Source organism: Arthrobacter sp. AG367, from assembly GCF_007828995.1.
Lineage (GTDB): Bacteria > Actinomycetota > Actinomycetes > Actinomycetales > Micrococcaceae > Arthrobacter.
This window is the reverse complement of sequence record NZ_VIVE01000001.1, coordinates 859,586-875,552: the sequence shown is the minus strand read 5'-3', so window position 1 is coordinate 875,552 and position 15,967 is coordinate 859,586. Positions and strand designations below refer to the sequence as shown.

Sequence of the window (15,967 nt, the reverse complement as noted above, 5' to 3'; positions counted from 1 at the left end):
GCGACGCTCGTGTCGAACCAAGCCGCGGTAGGAGAATCGTTAGGATGACGACGGCGCTTCCCGACCTCTGGACCGACTGGTGCTCGGTCACGGGCGTGCCTGCCGGAAGAATCGACGAGGCCACAGTCTCTCGCTTTGTGCAGCAAGTACAGCCGTCCCGGGCTGTCCTCATGACACTGCGCCGGCGGCTGGCTCCCAAAGATCCACCAGCCCCGGCGTGGCCGCGCGGGCACAGGGAGGACGCCGGCTCACTGCAGCGGCTGATCCGGCGTGGGACGGCGATCATCCAGCACCCCGGCACGCACTGGGTCTTCCGGCTGCGGCTGCGTAGGATTCTGTTCGCTGCGGTGCTACTCGCACCGCGCTCCCACGGAGGCCTCGGACTGGACAGGTCAGGTGCGCTGGGACTGCGGTCGGACAGCATGCGCGAGCTGCGCCAGTGGATTGGCATCGCCGAGGACCCGAGCGCCTGCCCGGCGTGCGCCACCTGGTCGTGGCTTGATGTGATCGGCACCAACAGCGGGTGGTCGCACAGTTCCGTCCGGGTCCTGGGACACCGCCGCGACGAAGTAGGCTCCGCGCACCGGCACCTGCGGCCGGATCCCAATCCGGATTGGCACCTCTCCATCGGCTTGCTGCCAGCCATGGACCGCTGGGGATGGATCGATGCCTACCGCTCCATGCACCCATCCTCGCTGTCGGCGGTCATCAGTGCCGCGGCCCTGCTGCTCGACGGTCCGGAGCCCGCACCTGCGCCGGTGCCTGCTGCAGCTGCGATGCCGGCCAGCCCCCGGCGGCAGATGTCACATGAGGAGGAAGAGCAGATCCTCAAACGCGCCGACGAACTCACCGCGCGCGTCGAGGCGATCCTTCGCGAGTTCGATACCGGCCGATAAAGTCGTGTGTATGGGATTCAACTGGGAGCAGGTCCTCGGGACCAAGGGTGCAGACCTCTCCGACGCCTACGACCAGAGCGCCTCCGACGCGCTGTACCAGGACCACCCGAGCGCGGCTCCGCCAGCAGGTCCGGAAGACCCGGGCGATGAGGTCGTCGGCCTGCCGTTCGACGAGAGCTGAGCCTCCAAAAACTCCCACGCTGCGATGTCCGTTTTCGGACATAACCGCAGGTCAGCGCGCATGCATACTTAAGTGTGCAGTCCCCCAGGAGCCGGCAAGACCATGCTGGCCGAGCGGCTGCCGGGCCTCCTGCCGGACCTTGGCGACCACGAGTCCATGGAAGTCACGGCCATCCACTCGCTGTGCGGCCTGCCCGCATCCTCGGTACAGCTCCTGCGCCGGCCGCCGTTCGAGAACCCGCACCACTCAGCCACCGCTGCCGCCATCATCGGCGGCGGGACCGGCCTGCCCCGGCCGGGGGCAGCATCACGTGCCCACCGGGGCGTGCTTTTCCTGGATGAGGCACCGGAGTACGAGCGGCGTGTCCTGGACGCGCTGCGGCAGCCGCTGGAGAGCGGGGAGCTGGTTATCCACCGGTCAGCCGGAACAGCCGCCTATCCGGCCCGTTTCCAGCTGGTGCTCGCCGCCAACCCCTGCCCCTGCGGCAAGGCATCGGGCAAGGGGCTGGACTGCACCTGCACACCCGTGATGCGCCGCCGCTATCTGGCCAGGATGTCCGGGCCTCTGCTGGACCGGGTGGACATCCAACTGCAGGTGGAGCGCGTATCCCTGGCCGAGTTTGGCCAAGCGGGCGCGGAAGAGGGCACTGCATCAGTGGCAGGCCGGGTCCTGGATGCGCGTGCCCGGCAGGCGGAACGGTTACGGTGCTTCGGCCTGGAGACCAATTCCCAGGTGCCGGGGCGCATCCTCCGCGGTGAACTGCGTCTCCCCGCGGCCGCGACCCGGATCCTTGACCAGTCCCTGGAGCGGGGGGTACTCACCGCCCGCGGGTATGACCGTGTCCTTCGGCTCGCGTGGACGCTGGCGGACCTGGGGCACCGCGATACGCCGGACCCGAACGACATCGGACAGGCCCTGGGCCTGCGGCAGGCTTCGGCGGCCGCGGCATGACACCCAGGGATGCCGAACGGCTGGCCCGGGCCGCCCTGTCACGGCTCATGGAGCCCCAGGACACCGCGGGCCTGGCCCTTGTCCAGATGGCAGGGGCAACGGACGCGCTGCGCATCGCTGCCGGTGAGGTGGCACCCGGGCCCGACCTGGAGCGCGGGATGACATCGCTGCTGGCTGACAGCGGGGCTGCCGGCAGTTGGGCCGGACTGGCAGCCGCGTTGAAGCGTTGGCGGCCACGGCTGCCCGACCTTGCGCCCGAACGCGACCTGGCCACCATGGCCCGGCTCGGCGGACGCCTCATCATTCCCGGTGATGAGCTGTGGCCGGCCCAACTTGCCGACTTGGGAATCCAGGAGCCCATCTGCCTTTGGTGGCGCGGGCAGGAACAACCGTTGCCGGGTGCGGACAAATCCATCGCCCTCGTGGGATCGCGGGACAGCACCAGCTATGGTGCGTCCGTGACAGGGGACATCGCTTACTCGCTGGCGCAGCGGGGTTTCACGGTGGTCTCCGGCGGAGCTTACGGTATCGACGCTCATGCCCACAGAGCCGCCCTCGCCGGCAGTTCCTCCGCCGTCCCCACCATCGCCGTCATGGCCGGGGGAGTGGACCGCTTCTATCCATCCGGTAATGACGACCTGCTGCGGGCCGTGGCAAACCAGGGTGCGGTGCTGGCCGAGGTACCACCGGGGTCGGCCCCTACCCGCTACCGCTTCCTCCAGAGGAACCGCCTCATTGCTGCCCTCTCCGCGGTGACAGTGGTGGTGGAGGCGCGCTGGCGGTCTGGGGCGCTTAATACCGCCCATCACGCAGAGACCCTGGGCCGAGCCGTCGGGGCCGTACCCGGATCCGTCCACAGTGCCAACTCCGCCGGTTGCCACCGACTCCTCCGGGACGGGGGAGCCGTCTGCGTCACCGACGCGGCTGAAGTGGCCGAACTCGCCTCGCCGAGTGGAGCTGCCCTTCCCGATCAGCCCACCGCAGACGCTGCAGTGCAGGACGGGCTGACCCTGGAGGACCTGATCCTGCTGGACGCGCTTCCGCTTCGCTCCACTGCGTCCGTGGAAAAGCTCTCAGCCGTGGCCGGGCTTGGCCAGGACTCCGTAAGGGCAGGACTTGGGAGGCTGGGGCTGCTGGGACTCGCCGTATCGGAGCGGGGCGGCTGGAAACGCGGCAAGGCATGACCGTGTCCACCGGCGGTACCGGCCGGGCAACTGGGAAAGTGGAGGAGTGGACAATGAAGAACTGCCCGGGGAACTGGCCAAGGCACTGGACGCGTTCGCCGGGTACCTGTCAGGGGAGCGCGGGATGTCCGCCCATACCATGCGTGCGTACCTGGGCGACCTGCGCAGCCTCCTGGCCCATGCTGCATCGGAAGGCGTGGCAGGGCTGAAGGAGCTTGAACTGGGGACGTTCCGCCGCTGGCTTGGCAGCCAAAGTTCGGCGGGCGCCTCGCGGGCGACGCTGGCACGCCGGTCTGCCACGGCACGGGCCTTCACCGCCTGGGCCGTACGGGAGGAACTCATCACCGCAGACCCGGCCCTGCGGCTGAAGGCACCCAAACGCGAGGGGTCCCTGCCGGGGGTCCTGCAGGCCTCCCAGCTCGCGCGCATACTGGAGGGCCTGGAAAGGGCGGCCGCGGAGGGCGAACCGCTGGCTGTACGCAACCGCGCCATCGTGGAACTCCTTTACGCCACAGGTATCCGGGTAGGCGAACTCGCCGGACTGGACGTCGACGACCTTGACCCGGACCGCCGGACGCTGCGGGTCATCGGCAAGGGCAACAAGGAACGCACGGTTCCGTTTGGAGTCCCGGCCGCGGTGGCCGTGGACGACTGGCTCCGGCGCGGGCGCCCGGGACTGGTGAAGGACACCAGCGGGCCCGCCCTCTTCCTCGGTGCCCGCGGTGGACGGGTCGACCAGCGGCAGGTGCGCGCCCTGGTCAACGCCCTGTTTGAGGCGCTCGGTGATACCTCCGCGTCCGGGCCCCACGCCCTGCGCCACTCGGCGGCCACTCATCTGCTCGACGGCGGCGCGGACCTCCGGGCAGTGCAGGAGATTCTTGGCCACAGCAGCCTGGCCACCACCCAGATCTACACACACGTCTCGGTTGACCGGCTCCGGAAGAGTTACCAGCAGGCGCATCCCAGGGCCTGATCGCCGAGGTAATCGCACTGGCGTAATTCCATGGCGTACGGCACAATAAGATTCACGTCCGGCAACTTTCAAGTGCGGCTTGAAGCTCATACGGCTTCGGACCGCGCGGCAAGCCCGGACACAGCTTAATCTGATACATCTGAATACAGGCAGGGAACCATCGCCGCAGTGCAGGGCGCAAGCAGTTCCATCCAGGCCGAGGTCGTTGGGGAAGACGTACCTAGAGCTATGGAGGATGGAATGTCTGTTGCAATGACCCGCGGTGTGCTGTTCGTTCACTCGGCCCCTACGGCGCTGTGCCCCCACGTTGAGTGGGCAGTCGGCGCCGTGGTGGACAAGCGGACGGACCTTGAGTGGACCCCGCAGCCTGCTGCGCCCGGAATGTTCCGGGCCGAACTGTCCTGGACCGGAACCCCCGGAACGGGATCGAAACTGGCGTCCTGCCTGCGCGGTTGGGCGCATCTCCGCTATGAGGTGACGGAGGAGCCCAGCCAGGGCGTGGATGGTGGCCGGTGGTCGCACACCCCCGAACTGGGGATCTTCCATGCCGTCACGGACGTCCACGGCAACATCATGGTGTCCGAGGACCGCATCCGGTACGCCTACGAGTCCGGAGCCGGCGACCCCGCCGCCGTCTACCACGAGCTGTCCCTCGCCCTCGGCGAGGCGTGGGACGAAGAACTTGAACCGTTCCGCCACGCTGCCGAAGGCGCTCCCGTCCGCTGGCTGCACCAGGTGGGCTGACCGCCGTCGTCCACTTTTACCTCGACGACACCACAACACCTCCATAGCGCAAAGGAGGCCCCGCCAAGCGGCGGGGCCTCCTTTGCCGTCCGGGGCGACTTCCCCGGGCAGCGCCTAGATGCTGCGGATAGCCACGACGGCGTTGTGGCCGCCGAAGCCAAAGGAGTTGCTCAGTGCCACGATGTTCCCTGCAGGGAGGTCGCGGGCGGAGGTGACCACGTCGAGCGGGATCTCCGGATCCTGGTTTTCCAGGTTGATGGTCACCGGCGCCTTGCGGTCATGGACGGCCAGTACGGTGAGGACAGCCTCAACCGCCCCCGAAGCGCCCAGGAGGTGGCCCATCTGCGACTTGGTGGCAGAGACCGCCACGTCGTCCACGTGGCTGCCCAGGGCAGCACGCAGGGCCGTGTACTCGGGCTTGTCGCCGACAGGGGTGGAGGTGGCGTGGGCGTTGACGTGAACCACGTCCTCAGCCTGGATCCGGCCGTCGAACATGGCCGCCTTCAGTGCGCGGGTGGCACCAAGCCCCTGGGGATCCGGGGCAGTGATGTGGTAGGCGTCAGCGGTGACGGACGTACCGGCGAGCTCGGCATAGATGCGGGCTCCGCGGGCCAGGGCGTGTTCCTCGGCCTCGAGGACCAGGGCGCCGGCACCTTCGCCCATGACGAAGCCGTCGCGGCCGGTGTCGTACGGGCGTGAGGCGCCCTGGGGATCATCGTTCCGGCGGGACAGCGCCTGCATCGAGGCAAATGCTGCCAGCGGCATGGGGTGGATGGCTGCCTCGGCGCCGCCGCACATGACGACGTCGGCCTTGCCCGAGCGGATGAGCTCCAGGCCAAGGTGCATGGCCTCCGTGCCGGAGGCGCAGGCGGAGACGGGGGTGTGGGCGCCGGCGCGGGCACCGAGGTCCAGGCTCACGGCCGCGGCAACACCATTGGGCATGAGCATGGGCACCGTCATGGGCAGGACGCGGCGCGGGCCCTTTTCCTTCAGGGTGTCCCAGGCGTCCAGCAGCGTCCAGACGCCACCGATGCCGGTGGCAAAGGCAACAGCCAGCCGGTCCTGGTCGAATTCCGTGATGCCCGAATCGGCCCAGGCTTCCCGTGCAGCGATGACGCCGAACTGGGTGGACGGGTCCATCCGCTTGGCCTCGACGCGGCTGAGGACATCAAGGGCCGGCGTGCTGCACCGTGCGGCGAAGTGGACAGGGAGTTCGTACTTGGCTACCCAGTCGTCCTCCAGGGTGCGGGCACCGGAGACCCCCTTGAGGGCGTTGCTCCACATTGTGGGCACATCGCCGCCGATGGGCGTAGTGGCGCCCAGACCGGTAATGACTACTTTGCGTGTCATGGGATCACTCTTTCGTCGGTGGGGGTATCCGCCTGCGGCTGCCGCAGGGTCCCGCACAGTTTGATGATCGGCCAGTCCCGGTCGGGGGGGGGGGTACTGTGCCGGATAAATGCGGCGGGCTGCCGGTCCGGTCAGTCCGGACCGGCAGCCCCGCCAAGCCGTAGGACGGCGAAAGCCCTTGGCTAGGCCTGTGCTCCGGCGATGAAGCTGACGGCGTCGCCAACAGTCTTGAGGTTCTTGACCTCTTCGTCCGGGATGCGGACGCCGAACTTTTCCTCGGCGTTGACCACGATGGTCATCATGGAGATGGAGTCGATGTCCAGGTCCTCGGTGAAGGACTTGTCCAACTCGACGGCCTCCGGGGCCAGGCCGGTTTCCTCGTTGACGATTTCAGCCAAGCCGGCCAGGATCTCTTCGTTGCTAGCCATTGGTGGCTCCTTTTCTTGTATTGCCGGCAGGGACTGCCGGAAACGGTCCGGGCCGCGGTTGCGACCCTTGGGCGTATCTAGGGAAGGACAACTACCTGTGCGCCGAAGACCAGCCCGGCACCGAAACCGATCTGCAGGGCCAGCCCGCCGCTCAGTCCGGGGTTCTCCTGCAGGAGCCGGTGCGTTGCCAGCGGGATCGAGGCAGCGGACGTGTTGCCGGCCTCGGCAATGTCCCGTGCCACTGTAACCGTCTCGGGCAGCTTCAGCTTCTTCACCATCTCGTCGATGATGCGCATGTTGGCCTGGTGGGGGATGAAGGCAACCAGGTCTTCAGCCTGGATGCCGGCAGCATCGAGTGCCTGCTGGGCCACCTTGGCCATTTCCCACACTGCCCAGCGGAACACCGTCTGGCCGTCCTGGCGGAGGGTGGGATAGAGCTCCTGGGCTTCCTCCAGGAGGGCGAGGTCGCCCGTGGAGTCGGACTGCCGGGCGGCGAGGCCGAGGTCGCGGACGTCAAGCAGGGAGCGGGTCATGCCAATGGCGTCCCACTTGCTGCCGTCTGAGCCCCATACCGAGGGGGCGATGCCCGGGGTGTCGGAGGGGCCGATCACGACGGCGCCGGCACCATCACCGAGCAGGAAGGAGATGGTGCGTTCCCGGTTGTCGATGACGTCGGAAAGCTTTTCGGCCCCCACCACCAGGACATACTTTGCGGTACCGGAGCGGACCAGGGCGTCAGCCTGGGCAATCCCGTAGCAGTAGCCGGCGCAAGCGGCGGAAATATCAAAGGCAGGTGCGGGCGTGGCGCCGATCCTGTCGGCCAGGCTGGCTGCGGCGGAAGGCGTCGCGTAGGGGTGTGTCACGGTGGAAACAATGACGGCCCCGAGCTCCGAGGCGTCAATACCGGCCTTCTCCATGGCTTCGCGGGCAGCGCCCTCTGCCATGTCGATCACGCTGACGTCGGCAGCCGCGCGGTGGCGGGTGACGATGCCGGTGCGCTGGCGGATCCACTCGTCCGAGGAATCAATCCACTGGCACACGTCCTCGTTGGTGACGATGACGTCCGGCCGGTAGGCCCCCAGGCCAAGGATGCGGCTGTGCTCGTGGATGGGAACCTGTTTCAGTGTGGGAACGCTCATGCGTTGCCCTCCAGTTCTGCAAAGAGCGCCAGGGCCGCGGAGAGGTCATCAGGAGTCTTCACCGCAACGGTCTTGACGCCGGGCATGCCGCGCTTGGCCAGTCCGGCCAGCGTGCCGGCAGGGGCGAGTTCGATCACGCCGGTCACACCGCGCTTGACCATGCTCTCCATGCAGAGGTCCCACCGGACCGGGCGGGACACCTGGGCAATCAGGCTTTCGACGGCGGCATCACCGTCCGTGACTTCACCGCCGTCGAAATTCGACAGCAGCGGCACCTTGGGCGCCACCGGGTTCAGCTGCGGCTTCAGTTTCTCAAGCGCGCTGACAGCGGGCGACATATGGCTGGTGTGGAAGGCGCCGGCCACCTTGAGCGGGATGACGCGGGCCTTGGCGGGCGGGTTCTCGGCCAGGGCCTTCAGCTGTTCAAAGGTTCCGGCCGCCACTGTCTGGCCTGCCCCGTTGACGTTGGCGGGGGCGGCGCCGGCCGCCTCGATGGCTGCCAGCACCTCGGCCGGGTCACCGCCTACGACGGCGCTCATGCCTGTGGGGGTGACGGCTGCCGCGGCGGCCATGCTGTTGGCGCGTTCGCGGACGAAGGTCATGGCTTCCTGCTCCGTCAGCACTCCAGCCAGGGCGGAGGCGGTGATTTCACCCACGGAGTGGCCCGCGAGGATCACCGGAAGGGAGTTGAGTTCGACGTCGAAGAGGGAGGCGGCGGTGACCAGCCCCGCGGCAACGATCAGGGGCTGCGCAACCGCAGTGTCCTTGATGGTTTCCTCGTCGGAGGTGGTCCCGTGGGCTATCAGGTCAATGCCTGCGATGTCACTCAGGGAGGCCAGCTGGCCTGCCACCGAGGGAAGTTCCAGCCAGGGGGCCAGAAAACCCGGGGTCTGTGAGCCCTGTCCAGGGCAGACTATTGCAAGCACGTAACCAGCTTTCCAAATTACTGCGTGATCCAGCGGTGTTTCACCGCACCAAGCTCACGGGGTCAGGTTGTAGGAAGTCTACAATGCCTCACGACTGGTTACGGGACGGTTGCCGCTCCGTGGCGGCCTTGGGCGGGGCCGACAGCCGGCCCACCACCAGCGCGGCCTGCAGGACGAACGCCTCCCGCGGCAGCAACGGATCCCAGCCTGTGACGTCGCAGACGCGCTTCAGCCGGTACCGAACAGTATTGGCGTGGACGAAGAGTTCCCGGGCTGTCGCCTCCAGCGAGTGGCCCAGTTCCAGGTACGTTCCCAGCGTTTCCACCAGGCCGTTGGACGCCGCCAGGAGGGGCCGGTAAATGTTCTTCACCAGCGAGCGGCGCGCCGCATCATCGCCGGAAATAACGCGTTCGGGCAGAAGGTCGTCCGCGGCTACCGGCCGCGGAGCGGAGGGCCAGGCGCGCGCGGCGGTCAGCCCCGCAAAGGCCGACTGCGCGGAACCGCTGGCTTCCAGCAGCGAGCTGGCCTCGGGCCCGTAAACCACGGGTCCGGGGGCGAACATGTCGCTGAGCTTCACATAGGCTGTTTCGCGGTCCTGCACGCCGCCAAGGATGAGGATCAGCCGGTCGCCCTGGATGCCCACCAGCGCGTCCTCGGCATAGCGCCCGGCCATCCGCCGCAACTCGCTGACGTAGCTGGCGCTGGGTTCGGAGGGCGAATTGCCCACCATCACGGTGAACCTCTCCTGCGCCTTCCAGCCAAGCGCTGCGATGCGTGAGCGCAGGGCGTCCGTGTTTTCGCCACGCAGGATCGCATCCACGATCAGGGCTTCCAACCGGGTATCCCAGGAGCCGCGGGATTCGGCAGCGCGGGCGTACACGTCGGCGGCGGCGAAGGCCACCTCCCGCGAATAGCGCAGGACTGCTTCGCGCAGGGACGGCTGGTCGGCTTCCGGCGCGATGACCGGAACCTGGTCCTCCACCACCTCCACCACGATCCTGATCAGCTGCAACGCCTTCTGCAGGCTGATCGACCGCGTGAGTTCCGTGGGGGCTGTCCCAAAGACATCCGTGAGGATCCACGACGGCGAGCTCGGCCGCTCGTACCAGGTCACGAAAGCGGCGATGCCGTTCTGTGCCACCATTCCCAGTGCCGACCGCTCATCCGCACTGAGCCGGCTGTACCAGGGGAGCGACTGCTCCAGCTTGCGCATGGTGCTGGTGGAGAGCTGGCCGACGTTGGCGCGGAGCTGCTTGAGGGTTTCGGACTTCTCCGGCGTGACCTTCGGCGGGGTCGGTTTCCGCTTGGAGGACGGGCTGGCTGGTGCTGGCATTCTTTGAGCATACGGCCACCGTCGCGCAAGCTCCATTTGTGCGAAGGCTACAATCCGCCTTGTCACGGATCACAAGACGTCCGGCCCCGTCCGGTGCCGCACACTACAGACACGACGACGGCGGCCCCCACCTTGGTAGGTGGGGGCCGCCGTCGTCGTGATGCTGCTTGATACGCTGTCCAGCCGGAAGGCTAGGCTTCGCCCCCGGCATTGCCGGTGGTGCCGGCATTGACGTTGAGCAGCTTGTACTTCTCGATGGCCTTGATCGGGGCGTCAACATCCACCTCGCCACGGCGCGCCAGCATTTCAAGGGCACGCACCACGATGGAGTGGGTGTCGTTCTTGAAGTAGCGGCGGGCTGCTGCGCGGGTGTCGGAGAAGCCGAAGCCGTCGGCGCCGAGGGTGGCGAATTCGTTGGGGACGAACTGCCGGATCTGGTCGGGGACGGCTTTCATGTAGTCGGAGACGGCGACGATGGGGCCGGTGGCGCCTTCGAGTTGCTGGGTGACGAACGGGGTGCGGGCGGGTTGGCCGGGGTTGAGGAAGGCTTCTTCTTCGGCGGCGAGGCCGTCGCGGCGCAGTTCGTTCCAGGAGGTGACGGACCAGACGTCGGCGGAGACGTTCCAGTCGTCGGCCAGGACGCGCTGGGCTTCGATGGCCCAGGGCACGGAGACGCCGGAGGCGAGGATCTGGGTGCGGGGGCCGTCGATCTTTGCCGGGGCGAGCAGGTAGATGCCCTTGATGACGCCTTCGATGTCGAGGTTTTCGGGTTCGGCGGGCTGGACGATGGGTTCGTTGTACACGGTGAGGTAGTACATGACGTTCTTGTCCGTTGAGTCCGGCCCGTACATGCGTTCGAGGCCGGAGCGGATGATGTGGCCGATTTCGTAGCCGTAGGCGGGGTCGTAGGTGAGCACGGCGGGGTTGGTGGAGGCCAGCAGGGGGGAGTGGCCGTCGGCGTGCTGGAGGCCTTCGCCGGTGAGGGTGGTCCGGCCTGCGGTGGCGCCGATGATGAAGCCGCGGGTCATTTGGTCTGCTGCGGCCCAGAAGGCGTCGCCGGTGCGCTGGAAGCCGAACATGGAGTAGAACACGTAGACCGGGACCAGGGGCACGCCGTGGGTGGCGTAGGAGGTCCCGGCGGCGGTGAAGGCTGCCACGGCGCCGGCTTCGTTGATGCCGGGGTGGATCAGTTGCCCGGCGGGGGATTCCTTGTAGGCCAGGACCAGGTCGCGGTCCACGGAGAGGTAGTTCTGGCCCTTGGGGTTGTAGATCTTCGCGGTGGGGAAGAACGCATCCATGCCGAACGTGCGTGCTTCGTCGGGGATGATCGGGGCGATGTGCTTGCCGAAGTTCTTATCCCGCATCAGGTCCTTGAGGAGCCGGACGAAGGCCATGGTGGTGGCGGCCTGCTGCTTGCCCGAACCGCGCTTTGCCACCTCGTAGGACTTCGCGTCGGGCAGCACAATCTCGGCGTGGGTGTTCCGGCGTTCCGGGACGGCTCCGCCCAGGGCAGCGCGGCGCTCCATCATGTACTTGATTTCCGGGGCGTCGTTACCGGGGTGGTAGTACGGCGGCCGGTACGAGTCCTTCTCGAGCTGTTCGTCACTGACGGGGATCCGCAGGTGGTCGCGGAACTTCTTCAGGTCATCCAGGGTCAGCTTCTTCATCTGGTGGGTCGCGTTGCGGCCCTCGAAGTGCGGTCCCAGGCCGTAGCCCTTGACGGTGTGGGCGAGGATGACGGTGGGTTTGCCCTTGAATTCGGTGGCGGCTTTGTAGGCTGCGTAGACCTTGCGGTAGTCGTGGCCGCCGCGTTTGAGGTTCCAGATTTGGTCGTCGGTGAGGTCCGCGACGAGGTCTTTGGTCTGCGGGGTTTTGCCGAAGAAGTGTTCGCGGACGAACCCGCCGGATTCGGCTTTGTAGGTCTGGTAGTCCCCGTCGACGGTTTCGTTCATGATTTTCACCAGGGACCCGTCGGTGTCGCGGGTGAGCAGGTCATCCCATTCCCGGCCCCAGACGACCTTGATCACGTTCCAGCCCGCGCCGCGGAAGAACGCTTCGAGTTCCTGCATGATCTTGCCGTTGCCGCGCACCGGCCCGTCCAGGCGCTGGAGGTTGCAGTTGATGACGAAGTTCAGGTTGTCCAGGTTTTCGTTCGCCGCCAGCTGCAGCAGGCCGCGGGATTCGGGTTCGTCCATTTCGCCGTCGCCCAGGAACGCCCAGACCTGCTGGTCGGAGGTGTCTTTCAGGCCCCGGTTGTGCAGGTACCGGTTGTTCTGGGCCTGGTAGATCGCGTTCATCGGGCCGATGCCCATGGACACGGTGGGGAATTCCCAGAAGTGCGGCATCAGGCGCGGGTGCGGGTAGGAGGACAGGGCGTGGCCCTCGCGGGACTTTTCCTGCCGGAACCCGTCCAGGTCCTCCTCGGAGAGGCGTCCTTCCATGAACGCCCGGGCGTACATGCCGGGGGAGGCGTGGCCCTGGAAGAAGACCTGGTCCCCGCCGCCGGGGTGGTCCTTGCCGCGGAAGAAGTGGTTGAACCCGACCTCGTACAGGGTCGCGGCACCGGCGTAGGTGGAGATGTGCCCGCCGACGCCGATATCGGGCCGCTGCGCCCGGTGGACCATGACCGCAGCGTTCCACCGCATGTAGGCCCGGTACCGGCGCTCGTACTCCTCGTTGCCCGGGAACTGGGCTTCCTGGTCCACCGGGATCGTGTTCACGTAATCGGTGGTGGTCACCATCGGCACCCCGACGCTCTGCGCGCCGGCGCGCTGCAGCAGGCTCCGCATGATGTATTGGGCACGCTCGGTGCCCTGTTCCCTGATCAACGCATCCAGGGACTCAACCCACTCGGCAGTCTCTTCCGGATCACGATCAGGCAGCTGGTTAGTCAACCCGCTGAGGATATGGGAGGTATCTTCTCCTGCAGCCACGTCCAACCTCTCTTTGCGCGCATGAATCGGCGCACTCAGGCCAGGCAGGGTGACTGCCCGGCGTACATACGCCGTGTGCGACGTATCGGTTACAACAGCCCGGGCATGTGTGCCGGGCAGCTTCCTAGCGCTCCTATGTCTGCACGGAGTCACAAGGTTGTCGTCCCGCAGCCATAGTTGTCACCAGCCACTCTAGCCCTGACCGCAACGCGATGCGTAGCCGCGGGTCAGGTGCTGCGGTTGTATTTCGTTCGTCATACTGGTTGTGTGACAAAAAGCCCTTGTGACGGGGATGCTGAAGCCGGATGTGACGCAGAATATGCGCAGTCCCGGGGGCGGCAGCTTGAAGCGCAGGCACAAAGGGTGTTGGCTTGGGAGTAATGGAAATCACTATGCACACTGCATATATGAGGTATTGGAGGAACACGTGAGCGAGGCCGACGCCGCCACTTCGGTAAATGTGGCGGAAAAATTGGGTTTCAAGAACGGGGATCTGATTCAGGAGTTCGGTTACGACGACGATGTCGATTTCGACTTGCGTGACGATATTGAGGACCTCACAGGTTCCGAGTTGCTGGACGAGGACGATCACGAGGTGGCGGACGCCGTCATCCTGTGGTGGCGCGACGGCGACGGGGACCTGGTGGACAGCCTGATGGATTCCCTCACTACCCTGAGCGAAAACGGTGTTGTCTGGGTCCTCACCCCCAAGTCAGGCAGGGACGGCTACGTCTCGCCAGCAGACATCCAGGAAGCCGCACCCACCGCCGGCCTGCACGTCACCACCTCAGCGGGAGTCTCGAAGGACTGGAGTGCAACCCGCCTTGTCAGCAGGAAGAACAAATGACGTCAGCGGTTGAGGCCGCTTCCGCAGCTGTTCCTGCACTGGGCGCGGAAGCGCCCGACTTCGAGCTTGCCAACCAGTACGGCGAGCCCGTGACGCTGTCATCCTTCCGGGGGCAGAACGTGGCCCTGGTCTTCTACCCGTTTGCATTCTCGGGGATCTGCACGGGTGAACTGTGCGAGATACGGGACAACCTGGCCACATTCGAGGATTCGAACGCGGTGGTCCTTGCAGTGTCCGTGGACAGCAAGTTCAGCCTCCGGGCCTATGCGGCGCAGGAAGGCTACAGCTTCGACCTCCTTGCCGACTTCTGGCCGCATGGGGCCGTGGCCAGTGCTTACGGTGTGTTCGACGACGTCAGTGGCATGGCCAAGCGCGCCACCTTCATCATCGACGCCGACGGCAGGATCCGTTACAGCGTTGTGAATCCCCGCGGACAGGCCCGGGACTTCGCCGAATACCGCGCGGCCCTGGCGGATCTGAATCAGGCCTGATCGACCATGGCGGAACATCGGCGGGGGACGGGCCTTACCGGCTTTGCCAGCATGCCGCCGGTAGCCCCTGCTCCGCTGTCAGGCGATGACCTCGAGGTGCTGGCCAGGATCCGCGACCTGCTTGCCGGTGCCCCGTTCGCCCTGCTGACGGGCGCGGGCCTGAGCACCGACTCCGGCATTCCGGACTACCGTGGCCCGGACTCGCCGCCGCGGCAGCCCATGACCTACCAGGAGTTTGTCCGGGACGCGGCCAACCGGCGCCGCTACTGGGCCCGGAACCACATCGGGTGGTCCCATATGCGGCACGCGGACCCGAACGTGGGCCACTATTCAGCAGCAGAGCTGGAACGCCGCGGTTACCTCACGGGCCTCATTACCCAGAACGTTGACCGCCTGCACCAGGACGCCGGCAGCTCCAACGTCGTCGATCTGCACGGCCGGTATGACCAGGTGATATGCCTCGACTGCGGGCGGACCTACACCCGGCGCCTCCTGGCCGGTGTTTTCGAGGAACTCAACCCCGGATTCCTGGAACGGGCAGCGGCGTCCGGGTTGGTGGAGATGGCGCCGGATGCTGACGCCACCGTGGAGGACCAGGCCCTCATCAGCAGCTTCGTGGTGCCGGTCTGTCCTGCCTGTGGCGGTACCCTGAAGCCGGACTTCGTCTACTTTGGGGAAAATGTGCCCAAGGACCGGGTGGAACGTTCGTACGCCATGGTGGACGGGGCAGCCGCGCTGGTGGTTGCCGGTTCTTCCCTGACGGTCATGAGCGGTCTTCGGTTTGTGCGGCATGCGGCCAAGGAATCCAAGCCGGTGGTGATCATCAACCGGGGCGCCACCCGTGGTGATGACAAGGCGACCGTCAAGCTTGAAGCCGGCGTCAGCCAGGCGCTGGGCTACCTCGCGGCCGAACTCCCCGCCCTGTAGGGACACCTCAGGCGGTTCGGTGCGCGGATTCGCGTTTCCGGTCCCCTGTCGGGTAGAGTTTATGTTCGTTGGTTGCGGCAGTCCGGCCGGAAACCGCGTGATTTGGGTCTTTAGCTCAGCTGGTAGAGCGCCACGTTTACACCGTGGATGTCATCGGTTCGATCCCGGTAGGACCCACCAAACTACAAACCCGCTGTCCCCGCCTTACCGGCGGGCGGCGGGTTTTTTGCTGCCCGCCCTCCTGCCGTCATTGTCGGACCCTTGCCATACGTTGCAGGAATGGAACATGTCATGGTGCACACAGACAGCAACGGAATACCGACGACGGTGCTGAGCCGGGGCAGGGAATGGGCGGTTGGTGCCGAGCCGGTCAGGTGGTTCGAGCGCATCAACTGGTGGGAAACCAGCCGGCGGATGCCGAAGGGCAACAGTGGTGTGGACGTCGAAGTCCTGCAGCTGCAGGTGCGGCTGGGCAACAACAGCAAGTCAGCGCTGACCACCATGTACCTCCAGCGCGATGGGATCGGCGGAGGCTGGAGGTTACGGGACACGGCAGCGGACGCAGCTTGACGATCAATGCCTGGATACGCAGGCATCACGCCGGCGTTGACTTTCCGGCATTGGAAAACCCTCCACCGCGGCTATTGGGGGATGCCGCGGTGGA

15 protein-coding genes, 1 tRNA gene and 1 pseudogene are annotated in these 15,967 nt (G+C 66.5%); 11 read left to right on the top strand and 6 right to left on the bottom strand.

Features of this window, described 5'->3' with window-relative positions:
• The first annotated feature begins 44 nt into the window (after nt 1–44).
• The 6 genes and pseudogenes from FB478_RS04050 to FB478_RS04030 all read left to right on the top strand — a co-directional run bounded on the left by FB478_RS04050 (nt 45) and on the right by FB478_RS04030 (nt 4,929).
• The gene (locus FB478_RS04050; RefSeq protein WP_056387349.1) at nt 45–896 is read left to right on the top strand and encodes a hypothetical protein; all 852 of its coding nucleotides are present in this window, start codon (nt 45–47) and stop codon (nt 894–896) included.
• Between the two features lie 10 nt (nt 897–906).
• Complete coding sequence (locus FB478_RS21045) at nt 907–1,077, top strand: hypothetical protein (protein WP_156400141.1); 171 nt, start codon at nt 907–909, stop codon at nt 1,075–1,077.
• 81 nt (nt 1,078–1,158) lie between these two features.
• Nucleotides 1,159–2,028: pseudogene (locus tag FB478_RS04045) on the top strand (YifB family Mg chelatase-like AAA ATPase); the annotation flags it as partial.
• Nucleotides 2,025–3,212, top strand: coding sequence for a DNA-processing protein DprA (gene dprA / locus FB478_RS04040; RefSeq protein ID WP_018768276.1), 1,188 nt, complete (start codon nt 2,025–2,027; stop codon nt 3,210–3,212). The pseudogene FB478_RS04045 and the gene dprA, both read left to right, overlap by 4 nt.
• Nucleotides 3,213–3,258: 46 nt before the next feature.
• Nucleotides 3,259–4,185 (top strand): tyrosine recombinase XerC, encoded by a 927-nt coding sequence (locus FB478_RS04035; protein WP_018768275.1) that lies wholly within the window; start codon nt 3,259–3,261, stop codon nt 4,183–4,185.
• Nucleotides 4,186–4,425: 240 nt separating this feature from the next.
• Entirely contained in the window at nt 4,426–4,929 is a 504-nt protein-coding gene (locus FB478_RS04030) for a DUF3145 domain-containing protein (protein WP_026265612.1), read from the top strand.
• Nucleotides 4,930–5,043: 114 nt separating this feature from the next.
• On the opposite strand, the gene FB478_RS04025 is transcribed toward FB478_RS04030, so the two are convergent.
• The 6 genes from FB478_RS04025 to aceE all read right to left on the bottom strand — a co-directional run bounded on the left by FB478_RS04025 (nt 5,044) and on the right by aceE (nt 13,038).
• Nucleotides 5,044–6,279, bottom strand: coding sequence for a beta-ketoacyl synthase (locus tag FB478_RS04025; RefSeq protein WP_018768273.1), 1,236 nt, complete (start codon nt 6,277–6,279; stop codon nt 5,044–5,046).
• Between the two features lie 182 nt (nt 6,280–6,461).
• Nucleotides 6,462–6,707 (bottom strand): acyl carrier protein, encoded by a 246-nt coding sequence (locus FB478_RS04020; RefSeq protein ID WP_009359314.1) that lies wholly within the window; start codon nt 6,705–6,707, stop codon nt 6,462–6,464.
• A gap of 77 nt (nt 6,708–6,784) precedes the next feature.
• On the bottom strand, nt 6,785–7,846 hold the full coding sequence (locus tag FB478_RS04015; protein WP_056387340.1) for a beta-ketoacyl-ACP synthase III: 1,062 nt from the start codon (nt 7,844–7,846) through the stop codon (nt 6,785–6,787).
• Nucleotides 7,843–8,772, bottom strand: coding sequence for an ACP S-malonyltransferase (locus FB478_RS04010; RefSeq protein ID WP_186447725.1), 930 nt, complete (start codon nt 8,770–8,772; stop codon nt 7,843–7,845). Before FB478_RS04010 ends, FB478_RS04015 begins: the two co-directional genes overlap by 4 nt.
• Before the next feature lie 88 nt (nt 8,773–8,860).
• Complete coding sequence (locus FB478_RS04005; RefSeq protein ID WP_018768270.1) at nt 8,861–10,105, bottom strand: CdaR family transcriptional regulator; 1,245 nt, start codon at nt 10,103–10,105, stop codon at nt 8,861–8,863.
• Nucleotides 10,106–10,296: 191 nt separating this feature from the next.
• Nucleotides 10,297–13,038, bottom strand: a complete 2,742-nt coding sequence (gene aceE, locus FB478_RS04000; protein ID WP_144599816.1) for a pyruvate dehydrogenase (acetyl-transferring), homodimeric type — start codon at nt 13,036–13,038, stop codon at nt 10,297–10,299.
• Between the two features lie 427 nt (nt 13,039–13,465).
• Between aceE and FB478_RS03995 the strand changes: the two genes are divergently transcribed.
• The 5 genes from FB478_RS03995 to FB478_RS03975 all read left to right on the top strand — a co-directional run bounded on the left by FB478_RS03995 (nt 13,466) and on the right by FB478_RS03975 (nt 15,873).
• The gene (locus tag FB478_RS03995) at nt 13,466–13,885 is read left to right on the top strand and encodes a DUF3052 domain-containing protein (protein WP_026265808.1); all 420 of its coding nucleotides are present in this window, start codon (nt 13,466–13,468) and stop codon (nt 13,883–13,885) included.
• Nucleotides 13,882–14,376: a peroxiredoxin gene (locus FB478_RS03990; RefSeq protein WP_056390768.1), complete on the top strand. Its 495-nt coding sequence runs from the start codon at nt 13,882–13,884 to the stop codon at nt 14,374–14,376. Before FB478_RS03995 ends, FB478_RS03990 begins: the two co-directional genes overlap by 4 nt.
• Before the next feature lie 6 nt (nt 14,377–14,382).
• The gene (locus tag FB478_RS03985) at nt 14,383–15,303 is read left to right on the top strand and encodes an NAD-dependent protein deacetylase (RefSeq protein WP_056390765.1); all 921 of its coding nucleotides are present in this window, start codon (nt 14,383–14,385) and stop codon (nt 15,301–15,303) included.
• A 104-nt stretch (nt 15,304–15,407) separates the two neighbouring features.
• A tRNA-Val gene (locus FB478_RS03980) sits at nt 15,408–15,483 on the top strand.
• Nucleotides 15,484–15,594: 111 nt separating this feature from the next.
• Complete coding sequence (locus tag FB478_RS03975) at nt 15,595–15,873, top strand: hypothetical protein (RefSeq protein ID WP_082581725.1); 279 nt, start codon at nt 15,595–15,597, stop codon at nt 15,871–15,873.
• Nucleotides 15,874–15,967: the final 94 nt, after the last annotated feature.